This window comes from Pseudaminobacter salicylatoxidans, assembly GCF_003148475.1.
GTDB classification, from domain to species: Bacteria; Pseudomonadota; Alphaproteobacteria; order Rhizobiales; family Rhizobiaceae; genus Pseudaminobacter; species Pseudaminobacter salicylatoxidans.
In genome coordinates, this window is sequence record NZ_QGGG01000015.1 from 1 (window position 1) to 12838 (window position 12838).

Here is a 12838-nt window from a genome sequence, read left to right on the forward strand (position 1 = left end):
CTTGACCAGTCATCATCGAGAGAAAATGCGCGTTTCATCTCGATGTTGAATCATCGAAAGCGCAAAACGCCAACCCTTAAGTTAGCGCCTATGGGCCTTGCACCCCTCACCATAGAGATACGTCGCTCGACCTCCTTTACCGTGACGGCTGGACCGTTATCGGCGGCGTCGGCCACAAGTTCAGCGACCAGTTGGCAGGGGCTGTCAGCCTTTCCTGGGATAGAGGCACCACCACCGGGTTTGGCTATCAGACCGACAGCTGGACGCTAGCCAGCGCGGCCGCTTACACGCCCTTTCCCAATGTCGAGCTGCGGCTGGCCGGTGCGCTGGGTGTTCTTACCAGCGGCTCCTCCCGGAAGGTCGTGCGTGACGGAATCGAATACGGCAAGGAAATCTCCTACGATTTCGGTAACGATGTTGTCACGGCTTTCCAGGCCGGTCTAAAGATAAAATGGTAACCATTTGGAAATGCTGCATGAAAAAGCCGGGTTCAGCCCGGCTTTTCCATATTTGGAACACGGCATTTTGTTAAGGGACCGGAGAGGAGAATGCCCCCGCGCTTTCCCGATGGGCGAGCGGAAGGCGGAGTGGACCCTGTGGCTTGTGGTTTTTGCGCAACAGTCCTTATGGAAGCAATCCGCTACAAGGGGCGCGGGCCAATTTGCCCCGTTGCCGCCACAAACCCGGAGCACCTCCAAAGGGTCTTCGGCGAGGAATGAGACCGGGACGAAGCGACCGCGTTTTCGCGGCATGGGAAAAGATGGACGCCAGGCTGCTGCATTCGATAGCGACATCGCCGAACCGCTCTGCATATGGAGCGGCAGCATATGCTTTCGAATCCGTGCCGGCGCCGAAGTTTTGCTTTCATAGCCGTGGCGAGAGTTGCCGCGGCATTCGCGCGCTCTACACTTCTTCGCTGCGTCTGCGCGAAACGCGGGAAGTGGCTGTTGCCACCGCGACCGGTCGCCAATGCGGGATTGTCGCGGCAACGGGCGGGATACCTGCCCGGCGCGAAGTGGGAATTTTTGCCCGCCATCGGGTTTGCCCGACCGTGGGCCGTCATGCGGACAGGCATGACGGTGGTACGAAAGAAACGCACTGCCATGCAGATAAGTGATGTCGTGAGAAACGCCGTTTTGTCGGCGGTCGTCGTTGCTGCGGCGAGCTTTGGCTTTGCCAGCGGCGCGATGGCATTCGACGACCAGGTGTTTGACGATAGCGGCGCGGTGAAGCCCAAGTCGAGCCCATGGGCGGTGTTCCAGTTCGGTTTCTCGGCCTACAAGAACGGTCACAAGGACCAGGCCGTGGAGGCCTATCGTTACGCGGCAGAGAACGGTCAGATCGGCGCGACATGGAAGCTTGCCCGCATGTATGCGGAAGGCGATGGCGTTGATCGCAACGACTACGAAGCCTTCAAGTTCTTCAGCGAAATCGTGGATCAGGACGTCGAGCCGGGCAGCCCGGAGGAAAGCTATGTGTCCGACGCGCTGGTGGCGCTTGGCAGCTATCTGAAGAAGGGCATCCCCGATAGCCCGGTCAGGGCGAACAAGATTGCCGCGCAGGAGTATTTCATGCGCGCCGCCGCCAACTATCGCAACCCGGACGCCCAGTACGAAATGGGCAAGATGTTCCTGAAAGGCGAGGGCGGCGTGAAGGCCAGCGTTCGCCAGGCCGGGCGCTGGCTGCAACTGGCGGCGGAGAAGGGACATGCCGGCGCGCAGGCAACGCTCGGCAACCTGCTGTTCCAGTCGGGCAAGGTCGTTCGCGGGCTTGCCATGATGACGGCCGCCCTGGAGCGCGCAACGCCGGACGATCAGATCTGGATCCGGAACATGCAGGAAGAAGCTTTTGCCCTTGCCGGCGAAGCCGACCGGCGCACCGCGATCGCCCTTGCGGAAGATATTTTGACCAAGGGCAGCACGCAGTAAGCTCGGCAAGTATTCGGGATGCCGGTTTTTTAATCTATCGTAAAATCAATCAGATAGAACAGTTTTCGGATTCAATCTGGTAGCGGATTTTGCAGCCAGACGGCATCGTCTGGCGTCGCGTAAACGTAGCTAAGAAAACCAAGCTGGACAGCGGAAACCGCGCTCGTCAGAATGCCCGCTGCTCCAGACCGTGATGCCGAAAAGTCCGAAGGGTTTTCGGGCGACATCATGGTCTATCTAATTGATTTTTCTGCATGTATGTGACGCCAAGCGCTTCCATTTGGCTGCAACATGCCTAAGCGGCCTTGTCTGTTGCCGCCGGGGCAAGCGCCAGTTCCGCCACGACCGGAACGTGATCTGATGGTTTTTCCCACGCGCGCACATGCTTTTCGATGGTCGAGGATGAAAGGCGGTTTGCAGCCTCCGGCGACATCATCAGGAAATCGATGCGGATGCCGTTGTTCTTCTGCCAGGCACCGGCCTGATAGTCCCAGAAGGTATAAGTGTCGGCTGCGTCGGTCACCGCGCGCGTGGCATCTGTGAAGCCGAGATTGACGAGCCGTCGCAGGCCTTGCCGGCTCTCCGGCTGGAACAGCGCATCCCCCAGCCAGGCATCGGGGTTGCGGGCGTCGATGGGTTCTGGGATCACGTTATAGTCGCCGCCCAGCACAAGCGGTTCTTCCAGCAGCAGCCTTTCGGTCGCCCATTTCTCCAGCCGTGCCATCCAGGCGAGCTTGTAGGGGAATTTCTCGGTGTCGATCGGATTGCCGTTGGGCAGGTAGAGCGAGACCACGCGCAGCACGCCCTTGTCGGTCGAGAACACGCCTTCGATGAAGCGCGCCTGCTCGTCGCTATCGTCTCCCGGCAGACCGCGAATAACCTCATCGAAGCGGAGCTTCGACAGGATCGCGACGCCGTTGAAACCCTTCTGGCCATGCGTTTCGACATGGTAGCCGAGCGCCTCGATCTCGGCGCGCGGGAACTGCTCATCCACCGATTTGATTTCCTGGAGGCACACGATGTCGGGCGCGCTGTCCCTCAGCCACACAAGCAGATTCGCCAGACGCGCCTTCACGCCATTGATGTTCCAGGTGGCAATTTTCATGAAAACCGAACGATTGTTGGAGCTGAGTCTTGAATCGGGGCCGATAGGTGGCCGAGTCTGCAATATCCGACGGCGGAAGGGAACCCGCAGCCCACACGCTGCGCCCGCTTGTTGACATTTCGGCAGATGGGCGCGTCATCCGAATGTTTGCTGGGGGCAGCAAAAAAGCCGTCCGAAGACGGCCTTTTCATGCAAGTGGATTTCGACCGGTCAGATCGAGAAGCTGGTGCCGCAACCGCAGGAGGCTACGGCATTCGGATTGCGAATCTGGAAGGACTGGCCCATCAGGTCATCGACGAAGTCGATGACCGAGCCGCCCATATAGACCAGCGACAGGTCGTCGATCAGCACGACGGCGCCGTCTTTCTCGATGGCGACATCATCGTCGTTGCGGGCATCGACGAGATCGAATTTGTAGGAAAAGCCGGAGCAGCCGCCGCCTTCTACCGCGACCCGAAGGGCGATCTTGCCGGGGTCGGCGGAAACGATTTTGGCGATCCGCTTTGCCGCGGCGTCGGAGATTTCTACATTCTTCATGGTGGTCTTGGCGTCAGCGCCCATCGGCGTCACCTTGCTTTCGCGTTGTTACCATAGGTATGAAGCGACACGAGGCAAGTCAACCGCGACGGCACGGGACATGGCGAACGAGCTTGGCAATATCGGTTTCGGATACCGACCGCGTGCGCCCTATGCATGCGATCCCTCGCGTTCGCGCGGCCGCCTGGTGCCTGAGATCGAGAGCCCGACGCGCACGCCCTTCCAGCGTGACCGCGATCGCATCATCCATTCGACGGCCTTTCGGCGGCTGAAGCACAAGACGCAGGTTTTCATCGCCCATGAGGGCGACCATTACCGCACGCGGCTGACCCACACGATCGAGGTGGCACAGATCGCCCGGGCACTCGCGCGTGCGCTGCGTTGCGACGAGGATCTGGCAGAGGCGGTGGCGCTGGTACACGATTTCGGCCACACGCCCTTCGGCCATACCGGCGAGGATGCGCTCAACGAGAAGATGGCGGAGTGGGGTGGGTTCGATCACAACGCCCAGTCGCTGCGCGTGGTGACGCGGCTGGAGCGTCGCTATGCCGAGTTCGACGGTCTCAACCTGAGTTGGGAGACGCTGGAGGGGCTGGTCAAGCACAACGGCCCGCTGGTGGACGCCAACGGCAACGGCTTGCATGGCGAGGTGCCTCAGGCCGTTCTCGATTTCAGCGAGTTGTTCGATCTGGAGCTCGACAAATTCGCCAGCCTCGAAGCGCAATGTGCGGCAATTGCCGACGACATCGCCTACAACACCCACGACATCGACGATGGCTTGCGTGCAGGCCTGCTTACATTCGACATGCTGGAGGATGTAGCGCTGCCGGCATCGATCCTGAAGGTCGTGCGCGACCGCTATCCGGCGCTGGACGAGCCGCGTATCGGTCATGAACTCATGCGCCGCCAGATCACCATCTTCGTTGAAGATGTCATCCGCACCGCGACTGCGCGGCTGGCCGCACTTTGTCCGACGAGCGTGGAGGAGATCCATGCCGCCAAGGCAGCCATGGTCACGTTCTCGGACGAGATGATCCCGGTGGAGAAGGAATTGAAGGCCTTCCTCTACAAGAACATCTACCGACACGACGAGGTGATGCGGGTTCGCCAGGGCGCGGACCAGATCGTGCGGGAGCTTTTCGACGCCTATTTCGATGATCCGCGGCAGATGCCGGAAGGCTGGCGCGAGGGGCTGGATCGCGCCGAAAAACGGGTCAAGGCACGCCATGTCGCCGATTTCCTCGCGGGCATGACCGACACCTACGCGATCAAGGAACACCGACGTTTGTTTGACCGAACGCCCGATTTGGGTTAGGCGAAATCGTTTTTCCCGGCTCTTGCAGCCGAATTTCCAGAGCAGGCATCATGAATATCTTCGCCGATTTCAACGAGCGGGTCATAAAGGTCGTGGAAGGACTCGACCTCAACGACAAGGATGGCAATGCGGTCGACCTGACGCGCATCGCCGTCGAGCCGCCGCGAGATGCCTCCCATGGCGATCTGGCGACCAACGCTGCCATGGTGTTGGCCAAGCCCACTGGACAAAATCCGCGCGCGCTGGCCGAGAAGATCGCCGAGGCGCTGCGTCAGGACAAGGATGTGGCGGCGGTCGATGTCGCCGGTCCGGGGTTCGTGAATATGCGGCTCACCGACGGCTTCTGGCAGTTGCACCTGCAGGGTGTGCTTAAGCTCGGCACCGATTTCGGCCGCTCGACGGTCGGTAAGGGCACCAGGGTCAATGTCGAGTATGTCTCGGCCAATCCGACCGGACCGATGCATGTCGGCCATTGCCGCGGCGCGGTGGTGGGTGACGCGCTGGCCAACCTGCTCGGCTTTGCCGGTTTCGAGGTGACCAAGGAATATTACATCAACGACGCCGGCGCGCAGATCGACGTGCTGGCCCGCTCGGTCATGCTGCGCTACCGCGAGGCGCTGGGCGAGGACATCGGTGAAATACCGGCTGGCCTCTACCCGGGCGATTATCTGGTGCCGGTCGGGCAGGCGCTTGCCAGGGAGTTTGGCGACAGCCTGCTGCGCAAGCCGGAAGCCGAAGCGGTCGCCATCGTCAAGGAACGCACCATCGAGGCGATGATGGCCATGATCCGCGAGGATCTGGCGATGCTCAACGTGCATCACGAAGTGTTCTTCTCCGAGCGCAGGCTGCATGCCAATGATGCGGCCGCGATCCGTTCGGCTATTACCGACCTGACGCTGAAGGGCCATGTCTACAAGGGCAAGCTGCCGCCGCCCAAGGGCCAGAAGCCCGAGGACTGGGAAGACCGCGAGCAGACCCTGTTCCGCTCGACCGAGGTTGGTGACGACATCGACCGGCCTCTGGTCAAGTCGGATGGAAGCTTCACCTATTTCGCCGCCGACGTCGCCTATCTGAAAGACAAGCTGGAGCGCGGCTTCGACGAAACGATCTTTGTGCTGGGCGCTGACCATGGCGGTTACGTCAAGCGCATGGAGGCGCTCGGGCGGGCTCTGTCGGGCGGGAAGCTCAAGCTGACGGTGCTGCTGTGCCAGCTCGTGAAGCTCTACCGCAATGGCGAGCCGGTGCGCATGTCCAAGCGCTCGGGCGATTTCATCACGCTGCGCGAGGCGGTGGAGGAGGTCGGTCGCGATCCGATCCGCTTCATGATGCTCTATCGCAAGAACGATGCGCCGCTGGATTTCGACTTTGCCAAGGTGACGGAGCAGTCGAAGGACAATCCGGTGTTTTATGTGCAGTACGCTTCGGCGCGCTGCCATTCGGTGTTCAGGCAGGCCGGCGAGCAACTGGGGGAGGCGGCCTTCGACCGCGCTGTGCTGGCGTCCCACGCCGCGCTATTGACCGACGAAAGCGAAATCGGGCTGATCCGCAAGCTTGCCGAATATCCGCGTTTGATCGAATCCGCGGCACTGGCACAGGAGCCGCACCGGCTGGCGTTTTACCTGTTTGATCTGGCCTCGACCTTCCACGGACACTGGAATCGCGGCACGGATAACCAGGACTTACGTTTTGTTAAGGTTAACGACCGAGAATTGACGCATGCCAGACTTGGGCTGGTGCAGGCCGTATCGGATGTTTTGACGTCCGGCCTGGCGTTGATCGGGGCCGAAGCGCCCACGGAAATGCGCTAGGATTTCGCGGGAAACCCGCGGAAAACCTGTCACCTTTTGCCCACATTGCGCTGGTAAGGCCCAACCTTACGCGACGTCCAGGACGCGCGGATAGTGCGAGTTTCGGGAAAGAGTATGGCAGACACAACCCAGCTGAGAGTCGCCGATCAGGACGGTTTTGCGGACAACGATCCGTTCGCAGAACTGACCCGGATCATGGGATTTGACCCGCGGGAGCCTGTGCGGCAGCCTGAACAGACGCCCGCGCCTGCCGCGAGGGTGGAGGCGCAGTCTGCAGATATTGTCGGTGATGATTTCGGCATCGATCTCGAAAAGGAATTGATGGGCGAATTCGGGCTGGATGAAGGCGGGCAGGCCGACGCTCCCCACTATCCACAGCCCGGCCAGTCCTATGCGGCTCCTGAGCCGGCTTATGAAGCCGTCGAGCCGGCGCAGGCCTACCAGCCGGCAGCCTATGCGCCCGAAACGGAAAGTGTCGAGCCCGCTGCCAGCCATGGGGTCGATGCCTTTCAGGAGCAGGGCTATGACGCCGGTCAGGTCCAGTTCGAGCCGGTCGATTCTGTCGTGGAAGGCTATGCGTCGGAAGCAGCCGGGCATTTCGAAACCGCGCCGGTTGTGGAGACGGCCGATGACTACGCGGTCGAGCCTTCCTTCGACGCGGCCGTTGCCGCCTCGATGGAAGACGAGCTGGGGTTGGCAGGGGACTGGGTTGTCGATGAGCCTGCGCTGACGGACGACAACAGCCCGGCCGAAGAGCCTCGGATAGACGCCTACGAACCGTCTTTCGAACCTGCCTATGAACCCGTGGCAGCCTATGATCGCGCCGACGCGACCTTCGACGAGCCGGTTGCTGAGGAAGCCGCATCCGGCGGCGACTGGCAGCCTGCCGTAGACGCAGCGCCAGCCCATGCCTCCGAGGAAGGCTGGAACGTATCCGCCTATGCGCCGCAGATTCAGCCGGAGCCGGAAGTGCAGGCACCGGCGTACGATGCCGAACTCGCGGCCGAGCAGGATTTTGCCGAGGATTTCGATGCCGCTCTGGCCGAAGTCGATATGGATTTCACGGCGGTGCCGCTGGCTTCCGCTGGTGGCTCCTCCTTCGATGCGTCGGTTCTCCACGCGCAGGAGCCATCCTTTGCAGCCGATCCGGTAGCGGCGGATGAGCCTTCCACTGCCGGATCCAGTCTGGAAGACGAACTGAACGCGCTTTTGGGCAACATGGCCGCGCCGCTGTCGGTCTCCCCGGAGCCCGTCGTTGCTGCGAACGAACCAGAGCTTTCCTTCGAAAGCGCTGCTTTCGCGGCGGATGCCGTCGAGGTTCAGCCGGAACTCGTTGCCGAGACACCGGTAGAGGAACCGGCGTTCACGCAGGCACGCAGCGACTATGGCTATGCGCGCGGCAATTTCCGCATTCCTACCGAGGATGATGCCATGCCTGCGCAGGCCGAAGCATTCCATCCGGCCGAACCGGAAGCGGTCTATGCCGAGCCTGCCTTTGCGGTCGAAGCGGAACCGGAACCTGTTGCCAGCGCGGAGCCGGATATGGATTTCAACTTCGACGACGATGCGTTCGAAGAGGCTTTCGCCAGCTCGATCGGGGATGAGGACGCGGCCGCAACCCGTCAGGTTGAGGAGCCTCAGGCGGTTGCTACGGAACCCGACCCCTATGCGGAACTTGCGGCGCTGACCGCGTCGTTCAAATCCCAGTCAACCGCATCATGGAACCAGCCGGTGGCTGAACCCGCACCGGCCGCAGCAGAGCAGCAAGCATCGTTTGAAGACATGAATATCCAGCAAAGCGCCTATGCCGCTTCGAACGAGGCCCATAATCCTGCCGGCTATGACGATTATCCGGAAATCGAGACGATCGACGTTCCCGAACAGGCGGTCGCGCTGGCGGACGATCTCGACATTCCTGAGCTTCCTTTCGAGGAAGATGAGCCGGTCGCGGCGGCCTTTGACGATCTCGATGCCGAGTTTGCCGGGATTCTCAACGATATGAGCGCGCCGGAACCTGCTCCCGCCCCGCAGGCGGCCAAGCCGGCCATGGCCAGCGACGTCGATGATTTCGTTGCCGAGTTCGAGCGGGAGTTCCAACTCGATAACAACACCTACAATCAGGGCGGCTACGCCCCGGCCGCTGCCGGTCTGGCCGCTGCTGCCGGTGCCTTCGGCGCGGCTGCAGCCGCGTCGCGAACCGGAGCTGCCGGCGCGCCGGCGCAGGCTTTTGCCGCGACCGACGGAACGTCTGCTGGCGGGCAGTATCAGTATCCGCCTATGGACGATTTCGAATACGACCCGGACGCCCAGGACGACATGATGCCTCCGGCCTATGCCGCGCAGGAGCAGCGTCCGCGGCGCGGCATGCTGATTGCCGCGATCATCGGCGGCGTGGTGGTGCTTGGTGGCGTCGGTGCCTTTGCCCTGTCGGGTGGCGGCGGTTCGGGTGCGCCAGCCGTCATCACGGCCGACCAGAGTCCGATCAAGGTGCGGCCGGAGAATCCGGGCGGTGCCGCGGTACCCAACCAGGACAACAAGGTCTATGACACCGTCGCCCGCACGTCCTCGAACGAGCCGGCCCAGCAGCGTCTCGTGACCACCGCCGAGCAGCCGATCGACATGGCTGCGCAGGAAGAGACGCCGCTGGACGAGGAAGACACGATTGTCGGAAGCGACGAGGGCATCGCGCCCGCCGCCGGTAAGTCCGAAGATCGCATCCAGCAGGCGATCCAGGAAGACAGCGGCTCTGCGCAGCATGCGGAAGTCGCTGCCGTTGCGCCGCGCAAGGTCCGTACCATGATCGTGAGGTCTGACGGCACGCTGGTTCCGCGCGAGGACCCGGCTCCGGCCGTCGATCCGGCCACGACATCCTCTGAAGGCGCGCCGGTCGCGAATGAACCGGTTCCGGCTGAAGCAACGATGGCTCCCAAGGTGGCCGCCCAGCCGTCTTCGACGCCGGCATCCGTGGCGATTGCCCCAAGCCGTCCGTCCGACCAGCCGGTGAACGTGGTCGGCGAGGTCAAGCCTGATCAGGTTGCCGCCCTCAACACCAATGCAGGTGCGGCTGGCGAGTGGGCGATGCAGATCGCCTCGCAGCCGACCGAAGCGGCCGCGCAGGCCTCCTATCAGGACCTGCTGCGTCGCTATGGCAATGTGCTCAACGGCCATCAGGCCAACATCGTCAAGGCCGAGATCGCCGGCAAGGGAACGTTCTACCGTGTCCGCGTTCCGGCGCAGACCCGCAACGACGCTATCTCGCTTTGCGAGAGCTACAAGGCAGCCGGCGGCAATTGCTTCGTCTCGAAGTAATCGTCGCGGCACAATCTGAAACAACCGAGACCGGCGCGATCCTTCGCGCCGGTCTTTTTTGATGGATCGACCGCCGAATCCATAAGGATTCCCTGAATTCCACCATTGCTCTAATCTGGATGCCATGACCGAATCAAAATCGATGATCCTCGGCTGTGCCGGGAAATCGCTGACGCCGGACGAGATAAGTTTCTATCGCGACGAGCGGCCGTGGGGCTTTATCCTGTTTGCCCGCAACATCGGCGAACCGGAACAGATCGGCGATCTTGTCGCCGCATTGCGCGACAGCGTCGGTCGCGTCGATGCGCCGGTGTTCATCGACCAGGAAGGCGGGCGCGTGCAACGACTGCGACCGCCGCTTGTGCCGAACTATCCGGCCGGTACGGAGATCGGCGCGCTTTACAGGCGTGACCGGGAGGCGGGACTGCGCGCGGCCTGGCTGCTGTCGCGGCTCCACGCTTTCGATCTCACGCGCTTCGGTATCACGGCCGATTGCCTGCCGGTGCTGGACGTGCCGGTCGAGGGCGCAAGCGACGTGATCGGCTCGCGCGCTTATGGCAAGGACCCCGAAACTGTCGCGGCCCTCGGCCGCCCCGCCGCCGAGGGACTGATGGCGGGTGGCATGCTGCCGGTCATGAAGCACATTCCCGGCCACGGCCGTGCGACGCTCGACACCCATCTCGCGCTGCCGACCGTCGACGCATCGCTGGATGAATTGCGGCGGCACGATTTCGCGCCCTTCAAAGCGCTCAGCCATCTGCCCGCCGCAATGACGGCGCATGTGATCTATTCCGCTGTGGACGCGGACAATCCCGCAACCACATCAGGCAGGGTGATCGGCGAGATCGTTCGCGGCGAGATCGGGTTCGATGGGCTGCTGATCAGCGACGACACCTCCATGAAGGCACTTTCTGGGGATTTCCCGACGAAAGCGGCTTCGATCCTTGCGGCGGGCTGCGATCTGGTCCTTCACTGCAATGGGGTCATGGAGGAAATGGCGGGCATCGCGTCGCGCACAACCGTGCTTTCAGGCAAGTCGCTGGAGCGGGCCGAGCATGCCCTGACCTTTATGAAGACGCGCGACACAGCCGACGAGGCCACGTTGCGTGCGGAATTCGCAACCTGGTTCGAGGCGGTGGCATAGGAACAGCGCCGGAAGGAGAAGGCACCAACTTGGCGGAAGCCGCGGAAAACAAGGCCATGAAGGCCGCGCCGATGGACCGTCTGTGGACGGAGAACGAGGAAGCGCGTGGCGTCAGCGAGCCGTCGCTGCTGATCGACATCGCAGGCTTCGAAGGCCCGCTCGATCTGCTTCTGCATCTCGCCCGCAACCAGAAGGTGGATCTGTCGCGCATTTCGGTGTTGGCGCTGACCGAACAGTATCTCGCCTTCATCGATACCGCCCGTGCCGTGCGACTGGAGCTTGCCGCCGACTATCTGGTGATGGCGGCGTGGCTGGCCTTCCTGAAATCCAAGCTGCTGATCCCGAAGCAGCCCGATGACGAGGGCGAGAGCGGCGAGGAAATGGCCGCCGTGCTGCAGTTCCGGCTCAAGCGACTGGAGGCCATGCGCGATGCGGCCGCGCGTCTTGTCAACCGCAACCGCCTGGGCCGCGACGTGTTTGCGCGCGGCATGCCCGAAATCGTGGTGGTGGAAAAGCGCAACGAATATTCCGCTTCGCTCTATGATCTGCTTACGGCCTATGCCGTCCAGCGCCAGCGTCAGGCCATCACCAATGTACAGATCGCCAAGCGCGGCGTGTGGTCGCTGAAACAGGCGCGTGACGTGTTGAGCCGCCTGATCGGCGAGGTCAGGGAGTGGACGGCTCTCGACCAGTTCCTGATCTCCTACATGACCACGCCGCAAGACCGTGCGACGGCGATTGCCAGTTCCTTTGCCGCGACGCTCGAACTGGTGCGCGAAGGGCATGTCGAAGTCAGGCAGCAGGATGCGTTCGCGCCGCTTTACCTGCGCAGCCGCAGCCCTGCCGCCAATGCAACCGAAGGTGCGTCATGAGCAGCAACGGCACCAACGCAACCGTCATTTCCTTCGTATCCGGTGAAAAGGTCGATACGACCGATGAGGAAAGGACGGTCGAAAACCGCGACTTCGCTGAAATCGTTCGCATGGCAGAGGCCATCGTTTTCGCCAGCGCCGAGCCGGTCAGCGAACGGGCGTTGGCCGCGCGTCTGCCGGAAGGGGCCGACATTCCCGCCGCAATGGCGGAACTGCAGCGAATCTATTCCAGCCGGGGCGTCAATCTCGTGCGCGTGGCGGGCGCCTGGGCGTTCCGTACGGCTGGCGACCTCGCTTTCCTGATGAGCCGGGATGCGGTGCAGCAGAAGAAGCTGTCGCGCGCGGCGCTGGAGGTTCTGGCCATCATCGCCTATCACCAGCCGGTGACGCGCGCCGAAATCGAGGAAATTCGCGGCGTCGAAACCTCCAAGGGCACGCTCGATACCTTGCTTGAAACCGAATGGGTGCGCATGCGCGGGCGTCGCCGCACGCCGGGCCGCCCGGTCACCTATGGAACGACCGACAGCTTTCTCGATCATTTCGCGCTGGAGGAAATCCGCGACCTGCCGGGCATCGAGGAACTGAAGGGGGCGGGGCTGCTTTCGGCGCGCATGCCGGCGAACTTCTCAATTCCGATGCCGCCGACCGATCCGGACGAACTGTCCGACGAGGAGGATCCGCTGACCGATGTGGATCTCGAGGAGCTTGGGCTGTTGACACCGCGCGCGCTGGATGATTGACCAGTGGCGGGTGTATCGGGGGCTGGTTCCTGCGTGAAATTTCGTGATTGCGAGCAGACAAAAGCCGGCCCGCGCGTATA

9 protein-coding genes and 1 pseudogene are annotated in these 12838 nt (G+C 62.3%); 8 read left to right on the forward strand and 2 right to left on the reverse strand.

What is annotated here, in order from left to right:
• Window positions 1-95: 95 nt before the first annotated feature.
• Both C7441_RS18550 and C7441_RS18555 read left to right on the forward strand, forming a co-directional pair.
• Window positions 96-458, forward strand: a pseudogene (locus C7441_RS18550) (transporter); the annotation flags it as partial.
• A 645-nt stretch (window positions 459-1103) separates the two neighbouring features.
• The gene (locus tag C7441_RS18555) at window positions 1104-1928 is read left to right on the forward strand and encodes a tetratricopeptide repeat protein (RefSeq protein ID WP_109614234.1); all 825 of its coding nucleotides are present in this window, start codon (window positions 1104-1106) and stop codon (window positions 1926-1928) included.
• A 295-nt stretch (window positions 1929-2223) separates the two neighbouring features.
• Here the strand turns inward: C7441_RS18555 and xth are convergent, their stop codons facing one another.
• Entirely contained in the window at window positions 2224-3033 is an 810-nt protein-coding gene (gene xth, locus C7441_RS18560; protein WP_109614164.1) for an exodeoxyribonuclease III, read from the reverse strand.
• A gap of 210 nt (window positions 3034-3243) precedes the next feature.
• Window positions 3244-3594, reverse strand: a complete 351-nt coding sequence (erpA, locus tag C7441_RS18565) for an iron-sulfur cluster insertion protein ErpA (RefSeq protein WP_019170479.1) — start codon at window positions 3592-3594, stop codon at window positions 3244-3246.
• A gap of 76 nt (window positions 3595-3670) precedes the next feature.
• On the opposite strand from erpA, the gene C7441_RS18570 reads away from it, so the two are divergent.
• The 6 genes from C7441_RS18570 to scpB all read left to right on the forward strand — a co-directional run bounded on the left by C7441_RS18570 (window position 3671) and on the right by scpB (window position 12758).
• Complete coding sequence (locus C7441_RS18570) at window positions 3671-4885, forward strand: deoxyguanosinetriphosphate triphosphohydrolase (protein WP_109614165.1); 1215 nt, start codon at window positions 3671-3673, stop codon at window positions 4883-4885.
• A 50-nt stretch (window positions 4886-4935) separates the two neighbouring features.
• Complete coding sequence (gene argS, locus C7441_RS18575) at window positions 4936-6693, forward strand: arginine--tRNA ligase (RefSeq protein ID WP_109614166.1); 1758 nt, start codon at window positions 4936-4938, stop codon at window positions 6691-6693.
• A 114-nt stretch (window positions 6694-6807) separates the two neighbouring features.
• Window positions 6808-10002, forward strand: a complete 3195-nt coding sequence (locus C7441_RS18580; RefSeq protein WP_109614167.1) for an SPOR domain-containing protein — start codon at window positions 6808-6810, stop codon at window positions 10000-10002.
• Between the two features lie 124 nt (window positions 10003-10126).
• On the forward strand, window positions 10127-11146 hold the full coding sequence (gene nagZ, locus C7441_RS18585) for a beta-N-acetylhexosaminidase (protein WP_109614168.1): 1020 nt from the start codon (window positions 10127-10129) through the stop codon (window positions 11144-11146).
• Window positions 11147-11217: 71 nt separating this feature from the next.
• The gene (locus tag C7441_RS18590; protein ID WP_109614235.1) at window positions 11218-12018 is read left to right on the forward strand and encodes a segregation and condensation protein A; all 801 of its coding nucleotides are present in this window, start codon (window positions 11218-11220) and stop codon (window positions 12016-12018) included.
• A complete protein-coding gene (gene scpB, locus C7441_RS18595) occupies window positions 12015-12758 on the forward strand; it encodes an SMC-Scp complex subunit ScpB (protein ID WP_109614169.1) in 744 nt (247 codons plus the stop codon). The genes C7441_RS18590 and scpB overlap by 4 nt, the downstream gene beginning before the upstream one ends.
• The last annotated feature ends 80 nt before the right edge of the window (window positions 12759-12838 follow it).